The organism is Antarctobacter heliothermus, from assembly GCF_002237555.1.
Taxonomy (GTDB): domain Bacteria; phylum Pseudomonadota; class Alphaproteobacteria; order Rhodobacterales; family Rhodobacteraceae; genus Antarctobacter; species Antarctobacter heliothermus_B.
In genome coordinates this window covers 4,465,217-4,481,335 of sequence record NZ_CP022540.1, presented here as the reverse complement: position 1 = coordinate 4,481,335, position 16,119 = coordinate 4,465,217, and the positions used below count along the sequence as shown (strand labels likewise).

Below are 16,119 nucleotides of genomic sequence, written 5' to 3'. Positions count from 1 at the left end.
TTCGGGCCGGGAGGGGGCGTCATGCCAGAAGCATGCTTTCGGCATGCCCCCGTCGCCTTTGGCGACTCCCCCAGAGTATTTAGACCAAGAAGAAGCCCGGGGTGGCTTTTCCGGCGGTTTGGGGTCGTTTAAGGTCACGCGCAGGCAAGAGCAAGCGAGGCGATATGGATCTGATCGACGACGGAGCCGAAGGCAACACGCCGGAGTTTTCAGTATCCGAGCTGTCGGGCGCGGTGAAACGTGTGATCGAGGGCGAATTCGGCTTTGTCCGCGTGCGCGGTGAGGTCGGGCGCGTCAGTCGGCCAAGGTCGGGGCATGTGTATCTGGATCTCAAGGATGACCGGTCGGTGATTTCGGGGATCCTGTGGAAAGGTGTGGCCGCGCGCCAGCAGAACCAGCCCGAAGAGGGGATGGAGGTGATCGCCACCGGGCGTCTGACCACCTTCCCCGGTCAGTCCAAGTACCAGATCGTCATCGAAGAGATCCGCCCCGCTGGCGCGGGCGCGCTGATGGCGATGCTGGAAAAGCGCAAGGCGATGTTGCAGGCCGAGGGGCTGTTTGCGGCGGACCGCAAGCGACCTTTGCCGTATCTGCCAGAGATCATCGGTGTTGTGACCTCGCCCTCGGGTGCGGTGATCCGCGATATCCTGCACCGGTTGCGCGACCGGTTCCCGCGCAAGGTTTTGATCTGGCCGGTGGCGGTGCAGGGCGCGGGCTGTGCGCCGCAGGTGGCGCGGGCGATTGAGGGGTTCAACGGGTTATCACGCGGTGGCGCGCTGCCGCGTCCGGATTTGTTGATCGTGGCGCGCGGCGGCGGGTCGGTCGAGGATCTGTGGGGCTTTAACGAAGAGGTGGTCGCGCGGGCGGCGGCGGCCTCTGACATCCCGCTGATCTCTGCGGTGGGGCACGAAACAGACACCACCTTGATCGACTTTGTGTCCGACCGGCGCGCCCCCACGCCCACGGCGGCGGCGGAACTGGCCGTGCCGGTGCGGATGGAGCTGATCGGCACGGTGCGCGATTTCGGTCTGCGGATGGACCGCGCCATGTCGCAACGTCTGGAGGTGCGTGGTCAACGCCTGCGCGACATGTCGCGGGCCTTGCCGCGTGTGGATGAATTGCTGGACGGGCCGCGCCAGCGGCTGGACATCATGGGCGAGCGACTGCCGCAGGCTCTGACCCGCAGCGTCGACCGTCGCAAGCTGGCACTGTCGGAAATCGCAGGCAGCCTGCGCCCCGCCGTCCTGACCCGGGCGATGACCGTCGAACAGCGCCGCCTGTCAGAACGGGCCGCGCGGCTGAAGCCTGCACTCGACCGTCTGGTACAGACACGGCGGGAGGCCTTGGGACGCCGCGCCGACCGGATCAGCGCGCGCCCGATCCTGCGAGAGATCGAGGTGCAAAAGACCCGGCTGGCCGATTTGACCCGGCGTCTGGCGGATGGACAGGAGGCGCGTCAGGCCGATCTGCGTAGCCGTCTGGACGCGCTGACCCGGCTGCACGAAACGCTTGGCTACCGCGAAACGCTGCGGCGCGGCTATGCGGTGGTGCGCGGCGACGGCCATGTGGTGACGACAAAGAGCGCCGCCGAAACCGCCACAGGCCTTGAAATCGAATTTGCCGATGGCAAGCTGAAACTTGGCGGTGGATCTTCATCCCGCAAACCTGCCAAGCCCAAGCTCCCCGAACAGGGCAGCCTGTTCTGAGCGCATAGCGGCCATCTTCACAATAAATACCGCTGGACTTTCTTTTTGTTCTGCACTCGCATAGGCTTGCTGCAATGCATCATTGGCAAGGGAGGGGAGCCTGTGGCCGAGAGTGACAAACCGCTTCTGATCAAGCGCTACGCCAGCCGGCGGCTCTACAATACGGAAACCTCCGACTATGTCACACTTGAGGACATCGCCGGGTTCATCCGAGATGGGCGCGAGGTCAAAATCATCGACCTGAAGTCGGGTGATGACCTGACGCGGCAATACCTGCTGCAGATCGTGGCCGAGAATGAGAGCAAGGGACAAAGCGTCCTGCCGATCAGCGTGCTGACCGACCTTGTGCGCAGCTATACGACTCATGCCACCAGCGCGGTGCCGCAGTTTCTGGCCGCAAGTTTCGAGATGTTTCGCGACAGCCAGTCGAAATGGCTGGAGAACGTCAATACGATGAACCCGATGGCCAAAAGCCTGGAGGCGATGCAGGCCCAGCAAGAGGCCTTTATGAAGGCAATGTCCGGAGCGGCGGCCGATGCGGAGGGCAAGGCACCCGCGTCGCAGGGCAAAGAAGATCTTGAATCGATCAAGCGGCAGTTGACCGAGTTGCAAAGCAAGTTGTCCAAACTGGACAAGTGACCGCTGCGGGATGCCGGGCCTGACGTATTGGGTCATCTTTCTAGTGCAGCCCGGTGGGCTGCGGTGGGGGTAGTCTGACCGTCGCAGCCTGAGTATTCCATTCTGACGGTTGCAAGAGGGGGCTCTGCCCCCTCGGCCTTTGGCCTCTCCCCCGGGATATTTCTGGACAGAAGAAACGCAGGCCGTGCGATTGTGTGGCGGGCCGCCCAAGTCAGGGCGACTGCCAGTGGCGCGTGCGTTACGTCCCGTAGGCGCGTGTCGGTGCGGCGGCCTGTTCTGCTGCGCGCACAAGGATCGCGGCCACGGCATCGCAGTCCTTGGCTGTGAGACGCGCCGGCAAGCGGGTGTCGCAGGCGCGCATCAGCATGGAACGCGTGCGTGGCAGATCTGGCATCTCTGGAAGGAACTGCCAGTTCCAATAGGCGCGGGCATTGTCCCGGCTGAGACCAAAGACCTGCACTTTGACGCCGTCTGCCTCGGCGGCGGAAACAAAGGCACGGACCTCATTGTCTGACAGGCCGGTCAGGTTGAATTGCAATGAATCCGGTGCGCGCTGTTCTGGCGGCAGGTGCGCGGGCACCTCGATCCACGGGCTTTTGGTGATGGTGGCGGCGACGTGGTCGTGATTGCGGCGGCCATCGGCAACGCGCTGGTCGATGTGGGACAGTTGCGGGCGGATCACCGCCGCCGACAGGTTCGACATACGCAGGTTGTAGAGCGGTAGTTTGTTCTGCCAGCGGGCAAAGGCCTGTTCCAGTTCGGCGGTATTGTCGCCGGGGGACAGGTGTTTGGCCCATGCGTGTTCATAGGCGCCCGACAGGATCACCGCGCGCGCGACCAGATCGGCGTCGTCGGTAACCAGAATGCCGCCTTCGCCCGCATTGACCAGCTTGTAGCTTTGGAAGCTGAAACAGCCGACCTGGCCCAGCGTGCCAATCTTGCGCCCATGCCATGTGGTGCCAAGGCTGTGCGCCGCGTCCTCGATCACTGGGACATCGGCCTTGGCGCAAAGCGCAAGAATCGCGTCCATGTCAGAGGTATGACCACGCATGTGGCTGATGATGACGGCGTCGACGTCGGGCAGGCGGGCGGCGAAATCCTGTATGTCGATGCGATAGTTTTCACCGACCTCACACAGCACCGGCACCAGCCCGGCGTGGATGATCGATGACGGCACGGCGGCAAAGGTGAACCCGGGAATCAGCACCCGACCGCCTTTGGGCAGGTTCAGCGCCTCCAGCGACAGGAACAGCGCGGCGGAACAACTGGACACCGCAAGCGCGTATTTTGTCCCCATGAAGGCGGCAAACTCTCGTTCTAGCAGCGCGACAGGGGCATCTTCGGGGGCGGTGTAGCGGAACAGGTCGCCGGATTGCAGCAGGCGATCAATCTCGGCGCGGGCCTCGGCCGGTATCGGTTCAGCATCGTGCATATTCGGGAGCATGTTTTCAAAATCCTGAACTAAGGTTTCCAAAAATGTAAATCAGATGGGCGCGCCGGGGAAGGGCTAAATGCGCCGCACCGGGCCGGAGGTGGCAAAATCGTGCCACACCACCTGCCAGGCGGCGCAAAGATCAGGGACCGTTGCCAGCGGAATGGTCGTGATAGGTGGCAAGGCGGGGGCGCGTCAGATGCCCAGTCGGTCGCGCATCGCGTACCACGTCATCGCCAGCGTCAGCAGCGGCGTGCGCAGGCGCGGCCCGCCGGGAAAGGCCGGTGAGGGCAGGGCGGCAAAGGCATCGAACCCGGCGGATTGCCCCCGGATCGCCTCTGCCATCAGCTTGCCCGCCTGCACCGCGTTGCCGACGCCGTGGCCGGAATAGCCGGAGGCGCTGAGGATATTGGGCGCGACCCGTTCCAGATGGGGCAGGCGTTTCAGCGTGATCGCCAGCGTGCCGCCCCAAGCATAGTCTATCGCCACGTCGCGCAGCGCGGGAAACACCTCTGTCATCGGTTTGCGCACGGTGGCGCGAATGTCGGAGGGAAAGCGATAGCCATAGCTTTCGCCACCACCAAACAGCAGGCGGTTGTCGGGCGACAGGCGAAAGTAATTGACCACAAAGCGGTCATCAGAGACGGCCACGTCCTGCGTCAGCACCTCGGCGGCGCGCGCGCCCAGAGGTTCGGTGGCGACGACAAAGTTGTTAATCGGCATGACACGGGCCGCCACGCGCCGGTTCAACCGTCCCAGATAGCCGTTGCAGGCCAGCACGACATGATCCGCTGTGATCCGCCCGGATTCGGTTTTCACCACGGGGTGTGCGCCGTCGGTGATGTCCAGCACCAGACTGCGTTCGAATATCCGCGCGCCCGCGGCCTGGGCCGCCTGCGCCAGCCCTTTGGCCAGTTTCAGCGGGTTCAGATGGCCCGCGCCCCGGTCGACAATCCCGCCTTTGTACAGCGGCGAGGGGCAGAGCGCGGCAAACTCTTCCGGGGTCAGCGCCTCCAGCGGATAGTCGTAGTTGCGCGCCATATGCGCGGCGTAGGCGTGCAGGCTGTTTACCGACCCGGACGCGGACCCGGCCCAAGCAATCCCCTCGCGCAGGTCACAGTCGATCCCGTGGCGGGCCGCCAGATCGCGCACCAGCGCCTTGGCATCCTGACCCAGATCCCACATCACGCGGGCCGCATCCCGGCCGACCATCTTTTCCAGCGTGACTTGATCCTGCCGCTGGCCCGATCCCAATTGCCCGCCATTGCGCCCCGACGCGCCAAAGCCCACGCGATGCGCCTCGACCAGCACCACGTCCAGCCCCGCCTCTGCCAGATGCAGCGCTGCCGACAGGCCGGTATAGCCGCCACCCACCACGCAGACGTCCGCCCGCATCTCGCCCTTTTGCACCGGAAAGGGGGGCAGGGGCGGCGTGACCGCGGCGTACCAGCTGTCGGGATATGTGCCGCGCTGGTCGTTGCTGAATAACAGGTTCAAGGGTCCGCTCCGCGATTACACGTTCAGCAGCAGGTGCTCGCGCTCCCACGGAGAGATGACTTGCAGGAACTCATCGTATTCGGCCCGCTTCACGATGGAATAGACCCGCGCGAATTCTGGTCCCAGAACCTCATGCAGTGCCGTGGCTTCGGTAAAGATGTCCAGAGCCTGACCCAGAACACGGGGGATATCGCCCTCTCCCTCATAGGCATCGCCCTTGAACTGCTTGGACGGCCAACGTTCCTCCATCATCCCCAGATAACCGCAGGCCAGCGAGGCGGCGATGCCCAGATAGGGATTGCAGTCCATGCCAGCCAGCCGGTTTTCGACGCGCCGCGCCTCTGGCCCGGACAGGGGAATGCGGATGCCGGTGGTGCGGTTGTCGCGGCCCCATTCCAGATTGATCGGCGCGGCGTGGTCCTTCACATAGCGGCGATAGCTGTTCACATAGGGCGCCATGACCGCGATGGCCGAGGGCAGATGCGTCTGCAACCCGCCGATAAAGTGGAAAAACGCATCCGTCTCACCGCCCTGCGGACCCGAGAACAGGTTCTGCCCGGTCGCCTTGTCCAGCACCGAATGGTGGATGTGCATGGCGCTGCCCGGCTCATCGGCGATCGGCTTGGCCATGAAGGTGGCGAAACAATCGTGCCGCAGCGCCGCTTCGCGGATCAACCGCTTGAAGAAGAACACCTCATCGGCCAGCTTGACCGGGTCGCCGTGCCGCAGGTTGATCTCCAACTGTCCGGCGCCGCCCTCCTGCGTGATGCCGTCAATCTCAAAGCCCTGCGCCTCGGCGAAATCATAGATGTCGTCGATCACCGGGCCGAATTCATCCACCGCCGTCATCGAATAGGCCTGACGCGCGGCGGCGGGGCGGCCAGAGCGGCCCACCATCGGTTCGATATCCTTGGCGGGGTCCAGATTGCGCGCGATCAGGAAAAACTCCATCTCGGGGGCGACAACCGGCTTCCACCCTTGCGCCTCATACAGCGCCACCACCCGTTTCAGCACGTTGCGCGGGCTGAACGGCACCGGCGTGCCGTGGCGGTCATAGGCGTCGTGGATCACCTGCAAGGTCCAGTCGCCAGTCCAGGGCGCGGCCGTGCCGGTGCTCATGTCCGGGCGCAGGATCATGTCGCGCTCGATGAATCCCTCTTCGGATGCGGCCTCTCCCCAGTCGCCGGTGATGGTCTGGAAAAAGATCGAATCGGGCAGGTGAAAATACTCTTGCCGGGCAAACTTCGACGCGGGCACTGCCTTGCCCCGCGCGATGCCGGGCAGGTCCGAGACAATGCACTCGACCTCGTCCAGCCGCCGCCCCTCCAGATAGGCATGGGCGGCTTCGGGCAGGCTATCGGTCCAGTCTTTCGGGGCAGGTGTGTCCACGGAATGTCCTTTGCGTGTCAGGCGGCGCGCTCTGGCAGCCGCTTGTGTTTCAGGAAGTGTATCAGGTCGTCAATCATCTCGGCGTTGTCCAGTGGCGTATCAATCTCGGCCACCGCCTGCGCCAACAGCGGGTCCGGCACCACGCCGGGGCCGCGTTTTTCAATCAGACCCTTGGTAAAGGGGGCGTTGAACTCGGGATGCGGCTGCACCGTATAGGCGCGGCCGGGGTACAGCAGCGCCGCATGGGTGCAAAAATCGCTGCTGGCCACGGTCTGCGCCCCCTCGGGCGGGGTGATCACCTGATCCTGATGCCATGCCATCACGGTTTTGGGTCCACGCCCGGCAAAGTCGTAAACTTGCGGCCCGATCGACCAACCGCCGGGGAATTTGGCAACATCGCCTCCCAGCGCCTGCGCGATCACCTGATGGCCAAAACAGATGCCAACCAGCGGTTTGTCCGCCGCCACGGTCTGGCGAATGAACGCCTCCAGCGGCGGCAGCCACGCGTGATCCTCATAGATGCCGTGCCGCGATCCGGTGATCAGCCAGCCATCTGCCGCCTCTGGTCCCGATGGGAAATCGCCGTTCACCACCGCCCATGTCTCAAACTCGAACCCCGCGTGGGCCAGCCGGTCGATGAACATATCCGGGTACTGGCCGTAGGTTTCGGCCAGTTCAGGCACCACGATCCCGGTCTGGAGAATACCGATTTTCATGTTTCACCTATGTCTTGGCGCAGGTCGAAAACTTCCCAAGATCACACCGTGTCCAGATAGATTTCCGTCTGTTCCGCCTTGGTCAATTCTTCCATGTCGCGCATTTCCTGCCGCTTGGTCAGCACCAGATTGCGGATCAACTCCTTGGGGAAGATGCGGGGCATATAGGGGCTGGCGTCAAAGGCGTCGATGGCCCCACCCCAATCGCGCGGAATATGCGGCAAGTCCTGATCGTAGGCATTGCCGGTGATGCGTTCCGGCGGGGTGATCTTGTCCTCGATCCCCATCAGGGCGGCACCAAGGATGGCTGCCAACGCCAGATAGGGGTTCACGTCACCACCGGCCACGCGATGTTCGATCCGCCGCGCCGCGGGCGGACCAGAGGGCACGCGCACCGCCGCCGTGCGGTTGTCATAGGCCCAGCAGATCGCCGAGGGCGCGTGCGAGCCGGGAACGATGCGATCATAGCTGTTGAGATGCGGCGCATAGATCAGCGCGCTGTCTGACAGCGCGGCGATACAGCCGCCAATGGCGTGCAGCAGCGCCTCGGTCCCTTCGGGGCCACCGTTGTCAAAGATGTTCTTGCCGTCTTTGTCCAACACGGAAAAATGCGCATGCATCCCGTTGCCGGAATAATCGTCATAGGGTTTGGCCATGAAACTGGCGGCAAAGCCGTGTTTGCGTGCCAGCCCCTTGACCAGTGTCTTGAACAGCCATGCGTCATCCGCGGCCTTCAGCGGGTCGGCCTGATGCATCAGGTTGACCTCGAACTGGCCCAGACCGGCCTCTGAGATCAGCGTGTCGGCGGGAATATCCATCGCCTCACAGGCCTCGTAGAGGTCGGTGAAAAACACGTCAAAAGTGTCCAGCGCCCGGATCGACAGCACCTCTGCGGCGTTGCGCCGTTTGCCCGTGCGTGGCGACACCGGCACCTGCAAGCGCCGCGCGCTGTCGTCGATCAGGTAGAACTCCAGCTCAACCGCCACAACGGGCGTCAGCCCCTTATCGGCAAAGCGTTGCTGCACCGTCGCCAGCGCATGACGCGGATCACCGCCATAGGGGCGGCCATCCTCATGGAACATCCAGATCGGCAGCAGGGCGCTGGGCGCTTCCAGCCACGGCATCGGGACAAAGCCGCGCTCTGTCGGGAACAGAATGGCGTCACGGTCGCCGCTGTCAAAGACCAGCGGGCTGTCCTCGATGTCCTCACCCCAGATGTCGACGTTCAGCGCCGAAAAGGGAAAGCGGGTGCCATCGGTCAGCACCTTGATCGCGCTGGGGATGGGCATCCGCTTGCCGCGTGCGACGCCGTTCACGTCACAGGCGGCGGCTCGGATGGTGCGGATTTGCGGGCGGTCGTGCAGCCAGTCGGCGCTGGGGGCGGGCATTTGAGACTCGTATGTTTGAAATTTGATCAAATTCATATGCTAGCGGCGGCGATCCGGCAAGAGGGCGTTGTGGCGCCGGCGGTCAGGTCGCAAAAAATGCTTGCGGAATAGGCGCGCGGATCGGGGTTTGGGTTGCTCACCCGGCCATAAACGCCGCCGCCCGGTCGCGCAGTTCCTGCGGCACCTCAACGGCGCGCCGGGTGTCCAGCGACAGCAGCACGCCTTTGAACGTCGCCTCGAACGACAGCGTCTCTTCTGGGCAGCGATACAGCCGGTGGCGAAAGCTCATGGATTTGGTTCCGATCCCGACAATGTCGGTTTCCATCCGCAACAGGTCACCGGCCAGCAGTTCAGCGCGGAAATCGCTCTCGGCATGGACCACGGCAAAGGATAACCGCCGCCCGCTGCGCATGTCGTCCGGCGTCAGGCCCAGTTCCGCCTGCAGAGCAAAGACCGCATCCGAACAGGCCGCAAAATAGCGTGACACATTCATGTGGCCCAGAAAGTCGCAGTGCGACGGATCGACGGCGGCACGGTAGGTGGTCATGGCGGGCATTGCGGCATCTCCTGTGGGCGGTAAACCGACGCAGAGATGGCCCTTTCAGGCGGTCCCCACGCGGGGTCATTTCCTAACAAGACGTAAATTCGTCTCTGTAAGGCATTGATTTCACACACGCCAAAGGCTGTCCACGCGTGGACACACCTCAGCGGATGAGGTTCATCTTCAACCTGATCCGTCCCCGGACGTCCTGCGGAAGATGTCTGTTCAATCGCCGGTTCATCAGCCCGAACAGGCTGATGATCACCAACGTCACAAGGATGAAATACCCCGCAAGGATCGGGTAGGGCACGAAAGGATTAAAGGTCTTGTCGGCAAAATAGCTGGCATAATACAGCGCGTCGCCCTTTTGCCGCCACGCCGGAAAACCCGACAGATAGACCAGCGTGGTCGCATGAAACAAAAAGATCGCCTCATTCGTGTAGGCGGGCCACGCCAGCCGCAGCATCGTCGGCCATGTGATCTTTCGGAACTTGGTCCAGCCCGAAAATCCATAAGCATCCGCCGCCTCCATATCCCCCTTGGGGATCGACAAAAGCGCGCCATAAAAGATCTCACCCGAATAGGCCGCCGTGTTCAAAAACAACACAACCGCCGCCCCCAGCCATGCCGCCGTGAAGGGGTCAAAGATGGGCGAGACCGATTTCAGGCTGAGAAAGGCGAAATAGGCAAAGAAGAACTGGATAAACAGCGGGCTGCCGCGAAAGACAAAGATGAACCACTCGCTGAGTTTGCGCGAGACAGGGTTCGCCGAGGCCTTTCCCAAGGCCACGGCAGTTGCCAGAAAGAACCCCGAGAACAGCGCAACGACCCCGAAATAGACGTTCCAGATCATCCCGGACCCGATCAGCACCACTTGCTGACACAGAGTGAAATTCTCTCGAGGCAACAGCCGCTCACCGATGCCGATAGAGCGCAGGCTATAGTCGGCGATGGTTTCCCAGCAGCTCATGCCGTTTTCCTCTGCGCTTCGCCGCCCATGGTGGCCTGGCCTTTGGTCAGACGTTTCATGATCCGATCAAGAGCCAGTTCAGAGACGCGGGTGAACGCGAGATAAAACACCAGCAAGGCAAGAAAATACCACATCCGCCAGTCGCCATGCGGATAGTCGGTAAAGCGCGGCGTTTTGGAGCCGCCCAGTTCGCGCGCCCAGTAGACGATATCCTCGACCCCCAGCAGGAACAGCAGTGGTGTCGCCTTGATCAGCACCATCCAGAGGTTGGACAGGCCGGGCAGGGCAAAGACCCACATCTGCGGCACAAGGATGCGCCAGAAACACTGTCGCTGGTTCAAGCCATAGGCCTCGGCTGTTTCCAGCTGCGCGCGCGGCACCGCCCGCATCGCGCCATACAGGACATTGGCCGCAAACGCGCCAAAGACAATGGCAAAGGTCAGCACCGCCAGAAAGAAGCCGTAGGTTTCATGCACCCATTGTGCCGCGTTTCCCAAGGGCAGCTTGGCCGCCGCGCAGACCACGAAATCATTGCCCTGCCGGATCGGTTGATCCCAGTCGGGGCATTTCACCTCATGCCGGATCCATTCAAAGAACTGGTCCAGAGCGATCACAAAGAACAGGAAAAACGCGATGTCGGGCACGCCGCGCACAATGGCAACATAGCCCCGCCCCAGCAGGCTGAGCGGGAAGAACCGCGACCGCGCCGCCGCGGCCCCGGCGAATCCAAAGGCCAGCGCAGTTGGTGCGGTGATCGCCAACAAAAGCAGGACGGTGCCCACCGACCAATAGATCGCCAAATGCTTTCCTGTGGTCAGGTAGCAGGCCATCCATGCCGGAGTGTCGAGTATACTTGGGTCAGTGCAAAAGCTGAACATTGCGTAAGCGGGCGGGGTCATGCCCCGCCCAACCATTGCATCAGAAGGTTTCGCCGATTTCCCACTTGGTGATCAGGGCGTTCAGCGTGCCGTCGTCCTTCATGGACTGGATCGCCGCGTCGAATTTGCCACGCAACTCGGCGTCGCTTTCGCGCAGGCCCATGCCGACGCCGCCACCGATCAGGATATCGTCACCCGCAAAGGCAAGTTCCGCATCTTCTTCGGCGATCGGCAACAGGAACGCCTTGTCAGCGAGAACCGCGTCGGCCTCACCGTTGCGGACAGCGGCGATGGTTTCGTCCGGCGTTGCGAATTCTACCAAGGTGGCGCCCATCTCGGCGATGTAGGAGGCCTGAATCGTCCCGGCCTGCGCGGCGAAAATGCCACCTTCCATGTCCAGCTCAGCGCCTTCCATGGCAAGGAAGGCCGAAGGATCTGGCTGGGTGTAGTTTTGGGTGAAATCGATCACCTCGTCGCGTTCGTCGGTGATCGACATACCCGCGATGATGGTGTCGTAGTTGCCCGACACGAGGTTCGGGATGATCGAATCCCACTCGTTGGTGACCCATTCGCAGGTCAGTTCGGCGCGGGCGCACAATTCGTCGCCCAACTCACGCTCGAACCCGTCCACTTCGCCAGCGTCGTTGATAAAGTTGAAGGGCGCATAAGCCCCTTCGGTGCCCATCCGCACAACCGAATGGCTTTCCGCCCAAGCCGCACCCGCAAGCATCGCCAGCGCCGCCGTTCCGATCATCAGTTTTTTCATGTCGTTACTCCCTGTTGCTTCGGCGGCCGGTTCGCCGCCTGTCTTTCCGCAGGCCCTCGGCCTACGCGTGCACGGTCGACTTCAGGAACCCCTGTAGCCGTTCCGACTTGGGCGCGCCGAAGAGTGTTTCCGGCGTCCCCTGTTCCTCGATCAAACCTTTATGCAGAAAGACCACATGGTCGCTCACATCCGAGGCCATCTTCATGTCGTGGGTCACGATCAGCATTGTGCGCCCCTCTTGCGCCAGCGATTGGATGACGCGGACAACTTCTTGTTCCAGTTCGGGGTCCAGCGCGCTGGTCGGTTCATCGAACAGCAGGGCCTCTGGCTCCATGCACAGCGCGCGCGCAATGGCGGCGCGCTGTTGCTGGCCGCCGGACAGTTGCGCCGGGTAGGCATCGCATTTGTCGCCGATCCCGACCTTGTCGAGATAGCTGCGCGCTGCCTGCTCGGCCTCGGCTCGGTCGCGGCCCAGCACAGTCACCGGCGCCTCCATGACGTTTTGCAAGATCGTCATGTGGGCCCAAAGGTTGAATTGCTGAAAAACCATCGACAGGTTTGTGCGGATTCGCAGCACTTGTTTGGCGTCGGCAGGACGGCGATTGTGGCCCGTGCCTTTCCAATGCACCGGCTCACCTTTGAACAGGATTTCGCCCTGTTGGCTGTCCTCAAGAAGGTTGCAGCAGCGTAGAAGTGTGGACTTGCCCGACCCGGACGACCCGATCAAGGACACCACGTCCCCTTTGTGGGCTGTGATGTCGACACCCTTGATCACTTCAAGTGACCCATAGGCCTTATGCAGGTTGCGGATTTCGATAACTGGCTGGCTCGCCATGCACTTCCTGCCTGTTGCTCAGATTTGCAACAGATTGGCGGCAAGACGACAGGGTTGCAATCGCGAAATCGCCCACAAGCGGTACTTGGGGGGCGTGGTGACCAAAGGTCAGGCGACGTCGCGGCTCTGCGGAGGCGCTGTTGGGATCGGAACAGCCAGGTAATCGTCGTTCTGCAGGAGGGTGATTCCGACAGGCCCCCCCATCGCGGCGCGGGATTCGTCCGGGAGCGTCTCCAACGCCTCGGCCAATGCCGGGCGCAGGGGGAGGGGATCGTTGCCGATGGCGGTGATCAGTGCCAGACCTGCGGTGGGTATGCTGCGGTCGATCACCTCAAGCGCCTCTGCGACGGTCGGGTCCAGCAGGCAAAGGATACGCCAGGTCACTGCATCGACATAGGCAACGTCGGCGCGGCCCTCGATTACCGCAGAAACAGAGGCGCGATGGCTGCCGGTCTCCAGATAACTGGCAAAGGGCCGCCCCCGTGTCGATCCCCAGCCGGATTGGCTGTCGGGCTGGTTGTAGGCAAGGCGCATGTCGCCTTGGTCGCGAGTCTCTCCGCGGCGAGCCAGCACGACGGAATGGTAGAAACCCGGCGGAGTGTCCGGCAAAGCATAGTCGAACGAGGCCACATAGGTCACACGGTCGCGCAGCCGGTCGCGGAATGGCAGGCCACAGGTGTGCGACAGAATCAATTCAGGGGCCATCCAATGCACATACCAATCGTCAGGCAGGGCATCGGGGGTGGTCAACGGCGGCAGGTCAGGCAGACGCTGCTGCACCGCGTTCCAGAACAAATCCCAGTGGTGTGCCATCTCGGGCTGCCAATACATCGGAAGACTGGCAATCATCCGCGTTTCTCCACCCGTCGCCGCGCAAGGGCGCTGTCTCGGTCGTTGACGCCCAGCAGGTTGGACACCAGCCGCAGCAGCGCGTCTTCTTCGGCCTCGCGCACACCATCGGCCAGCACAACCTGCCACAGCGCCTCTATTACGGCGATCCGTTCCTCGTAAGGTACTGCATCCTTGATCGCGCGGGTAAACCGCACGGTATCGGGCGCCTCTGATTCCAAGGTTTCGCCATCGCTACGCAACCGGGTCGCCTCGAACGGGGAAAGCCCGTAGCGCGCGGCGACGATCCGATCGATTCGCGCCTTTTCGGCGTCATCGAAATCGCCGTCGGACCGGGCGACCCGCACCAACAGGGCGGTCAGAGCAAGGCGGGCATCCGCATCGGGCAGCGGGGCGGGGTCTGGCGCGGTCAGGCGCTTGAGGAAATCTGCAAACATGACGGTGATATAGGTCCGGGTCGGGGCGGGTACAAACCCTCAGGGGATTACGGCGGCGCTGCGCGCGGCCTCGTTGTCGGCGCTGGCCACGCCAAGTGCGTCTTCGACAAGCTGAACAAGCGCCGCTTCTCGGGCGTCGGTGATTCCGTCGGCCCAGGCCACTTGCCACAACGCCTGCACCGTCTCGACCCGGTGGGCGTAGTCGACGTTTTCCCGGATCAGCGCAGACATGCGGGCGTCATCGGTGATCTCATGGGCCAGCCGTTCACAGGTGGCCCGCATCTTGGCCGCCTCGACAGGGTTAAGGCCAAATGCCTTCGACAAGGTGCGGTCGATCTGGCTGATTTCCTCGAAAAGATAGGTGTTGTCGGCCCGCGCCACCCGGACAAGCAGCGTTCCCAGCGCCAGTTTGGCGTCGGGTTCCGGCAATGGCTCCGGCTTAGGGGGGCCGTGGTGGAAAAAGGCTTTCAATCGGTCGAACATAGGCGGCGCTCCGCGTGATTTGGCAGATGGGTAGCACGGACAACGCTAGCGCGTCACGCGCCTCAAGTGGCCAGTTTTGCGAATTGATCCGACAGTGTTTTTGACGCCTCGTCCAACCCCCAGGGCGGGTTCACGATGAACAGGCCGGAGCCGGTCATCCGGTGGCCGTCCCGGGCCGGGGGAAAGGTGACCTCATGGCGCAGCCCATCGGGGAAATGGTCCTGCAAGGCGCGCAGCATGGGGGCGTGGGGGGCGTCTGTCAGCAGCGGATACCAAAGGATCATCACGCCGACGTTCCACTTGCGCGCGACCTGCGCCATCGTCTTGGGGACAGTGGCGTAGTCGGTTTTGACCTCCCAACTGGGGTCGATCAGCAGCAGACCCCGGCGGGGATCGGGGGGGCACAGGCTTTGGATCAGGGCAAAGCCGTCCTCAAGGTAGACCCGCGTATTTGGCGCGCGCACGGCCTGTTTCAGGGCCGCGTTCTCCTGCGGGTGAAGGTCGGCGAGGTGGAGCCTGTCGGTCTCGCGCAGCAGGGTCTGGGCGATGAGGGGGGAGCCGGGGTAGGCGGTTGGGCCGTGGGTGGCCTGTACCTGCGCCAGCGCGCGGGCATAGGGATGATCGGGGGCGAACCATGCGGAGGCAAGGGAAATCCCCTTGGCGGCCTCACCTGTCTTCAGCGACTCGGTGCCTGAGAGATCATAAAGGCCCCGGCCCGCGTGGGTTTCGATATAGGTCAGCGGCTTGGGCTTGCGGGTCAGGTAATCGAGGCACCACCCGAGGACCGCGTGTTTGTGGACATCGGCGAGGTTTCCGGCGTGATAGGCGTGTTGATATGACAGCATGATCGTCGCCTAAGGCCTTGGCGGGGCGCTGGCAAGGGGCTTGCGCTTGGCAAGGGGCGATGAGGGCTGTCCACATGTGGACAGCATGTGCGGTATGTAAAATCAATGGGTTACAGAGACGATTTTACCTTTGATTAGGGATTGAGCGGTGCGCCGCGCGGGGATTTGATCCCTCTGCCGCTTGGTTGACGGGCAGATCACGGCTGTTGTGGCCGCCACGCAGGGGGGGATTTCCCATGGCGTGACGGCGCAGGGGTTTGGAGGTCAGCTGCGCCGGACGCTGTCGACCATCAGCATCTTATCCGCCTTCTTTTGCGCGCGGTCGCGCCATGCGGGGTACGCAAGGAAGGGCGATACGAAAAACCCGATAATCAGAAAATTGAGCAGAAAAACGAGCAGCGCGCGGCCCCAAAAGCCATGAACGGCGAAATAGATCGGGCCGAACAGGAAGGCCCAAAGCCAGCTTACACCGGTTGAATCGTCGAAGGTGTCCGCGAGCACGTCAGCCTCGGCCTTGTTGGCGACGGCCTCTTTCTGGAGACGGTGTACGCGGTCGGTGGAAGTTGTGTCTGTCATAGGCTACCTCATTGAACTCGCTTAGGTTTGCGCAGGTTCGGAGGTTCTGCAATTCCGTAATGTCGACAAATTTCAGTTCATCATTGCGGGGGCGTGGGGTGGTTTTTATCGGGTGTTAAGCGGTGCGCCGGTTGTGGTGAGGGACTCGGTCGTTTGGGGCGGGGGTGGGGCG

General features: G+C 62.7%; 17 protein-coding genes. 2 read left to right on the top strand and 15 right to left on the bottom strand.

Going from position 1 to position 16,119, the window contains the following annotated elements:
* Positions 1-164: 164 nt before the first annotated feature.
* Together xseA and phaR are read left to right on the top strand one after the other, a co-directional pair.
* Positions 165-1,706 (top strand): exodeoxyribonuclease VII large subunit, encoded by a 1,542-nt coding sequence (gene xseA, locus ANTHELSMS3_RS21215; RefSeq protein WP_094036614.1) that lies wholly within the window; start codon positions 165-167, stop codon positions 1,704-1,706.
* Positions 1,707-1,808: 102 nt separating this feature from the next.
* Complete coding sequence (gene phaR, locus ANTHELSMS3_RS21210) at positions 1,809-2,345, top strand: polyhydroxyalkanoate synthesis repressor PhaR (RefSeq protein WP_094037282.1); 537 nt, start codon at positions 1,809-1,811, stop codon at positions 2,343-2,345.
* A gap of 238 nt (positions 2,346-2,583) precedes the next feature.
* Here the strand turns inward: phaR and ANTHELSMS3_RS21205 are convergent, their stop codons facing one another.
* The 15 genes from ANTHELSMS3_RS21205 to ANTHELSMS3_RS21135 form a co-directional block, all read right to left on the bottom strand.
* On the bottom strand, positions 2,584-3,789 hold the full coding sequence (locus tag ANTHELSMS3_RS21205) for a DegT/DnrJ/EryC1/StrS family aminotransferase (protein ID WP_094036613.1): 1,206 nt from the start codon (positions 3,787-3,789) through the stop codon (positions 2,584-2,586).
* A gap of 183 nt (positions 3,790-3,972) precedes the next feature.
* Positions 3,973-5,274 carry an NAD(P)/FAD-dependent oxidoreductase gene (locus ANTHELSMS3_RS21200; protein WP_094036612.1) on the bottom strand — a complete coding sequence of 434 codons (1,302 nt, stop codon included), beginning with the start codon at positions 5,272-5,274 and terminating at the stop codon, positions 3,973-3,975.
* A 15-nt stretch (positions 5,275-5,289) separates the two neighbouring features.
* Positions 5,290-6,663, bottom strand: coding sequence for a glutamine synthetase family protein (locus tag ANTHELSMS3_RS21195; protein ID WP_094036611.1), 1,374 nt, complete (start codon positions 6,661-6,663; stop codon positions 5,290-5,292).
* A 17-nt stretch (positions 6,664-6,680) separates the two neighbouring features.
* Positions 6,681-7,379: a type 1 glutamine amidotransferase gene (locus ANTHELSMS3_RS21190; protein WP_094036610.1), complete on the bottom strand. Its 699-nt coding sequence runs from the start codon at positions 7,377-7,379 to the stop codon at positions 6,681-6,683.
* Positions 7,380-7,420: 41 nt separating this feature from the next.
* On the bottom strand, positions 7,421-8,767 hold the full coding sequence (locus ANTHELSMS3_RS21185) for a glutamine synthetase family protein (protein WP_094036609.1): 1,347 nt from the start codon (positions 8,765-8,767) through the stop codon (positions 7,421-7,423).
* A 136-nt stretch (positions 8,768-8,903) separates the two neighbouring features.
* A complete protein-coding gene (locus tag ANTHELSMS3_RS21180; RefSeq protein ID WP_094036608.1) occupies positions 8,904-9,323 on the bottom strand; it encodes an acyl-CoA thioesterase in 420 nt (139 codons plus the stop codon).
* Positions 9,324-9,471: 148 nt separating this feature from the next.
* Complete coding sequence (locus ANTHELSMS3_RS21175; protein ID WP_094036607.1) at positions 9,472-10,278, bottom strand: ABC transporter permease; 807 nt, start codon at positions 10,276-10,278, stop codon at positions 9,472-9,474.
* On the bottom strand, positions 10,275-11,156 hold the full coding sequence (locus ANTHELSMS3_RS21170) for an ABC transporter permease (RefSeq protein ID WP_094036606.1): 882 nt from the start codon (positions 11,154-11,156) through the stop codon (positions 10,275-10,277). Before ANTHELSMS3_RS21170 ends, ANTHELSMS3_RS21175 begins: the two co-directional genes overlap by 4 nt.
* A 40-nt stretch (positions 11,157-11,196) precedes the next feature.
* Positions 11,197-11,922 carry a transporter substrate-binding domain-containing protein gene (locus ANTHELSMS3_RS21165; protein ID WP_094036605.1) on the bottom strand — a complete coding sequence of 242 codons (726 nt, stop codon included), beginning with the start codon at positions 11,920-11,922 and terminating at the stop codon, positions 11,197-11,199.
* Between the two features lie 61 nt (positions 11,923-11,983).
* Complete coding sequence (locus ANTHELSMS3_RS21160) at positions 11,984-12,757, bottom strand: ABC transporter ATP-binding protein (RefSeq protein WP_094036604.1); 774 nt, start codon at positions 12,755-12,757, stop codon at positions 11,984-11,986.
* A 108-nt stretch (positions 12,758-12,865) separates the two neighbouring features.
* Positions 12,866-13,606, bottom strand: coding sequence for a PhnD/SsuA/transferrin family substrate-binding protein (locus ANTHELSMS3_RS21155; RefSeq protein WP_094036603.1), 741 nt, complete (start codon positions 13,604-13,606; stop codon positions 12,866-12,868).
* Entirely contained in the window at positions 13,603-14,043 is a 441-nt protein-coding gene (locus ANTHELSMS3_RS21150) for a TerB family tellurite resistance protein (RefSeq protein WP_094036602.1), read from the bottom strand. The genes ANTHELSMS3_RS21155 and ANTHELSMS3_RS21150 overlap by 4 nt, the downstream gene beginning before the upstream one ends.
* A 39-nt stretch (positions 14,044-14,082) precedes the next feature.
* Complete coding sequence (locus ANTHELSMS3_RS21145) at positions 14,083-14,526, bottom strand: TerB family tellurite resistance protein (protein WP_094036601.1); 444 nt, start codon at positions 14,524-14,526, stop codon at positions 14,083-14,085.
* 62 nt (positions 14,527-14,588) lie between these two features.
* Positions 14,589-15,371 (bottom strand): 23S rRNA (adenine(2030)-N(6))-methyltransferase RlmJ, encoded by a 783-nt coding sequence (locus ANTHELSMS3_RS21140; RefSeq protein WP_094036600.1) that lies wholly within the window; start codon positions 15,369-15,371, stop codon positions 14,589-14,591.
* A gap of 264 nt (positions 15,372-15,635) precedes the next feature.
* Positions 15,636-15,947, bottom strand: coding sequence for a DUF2628 domain-containing protein (locus ANTHELSMS3_RS21135; protein WP_094036599.1), 312 nt, complete (start codon positions 15,945-15,947; stop codon positions 15,636-15,638).
* Positions 15,948-16,119: the final 172 nt, after the last annotated feature.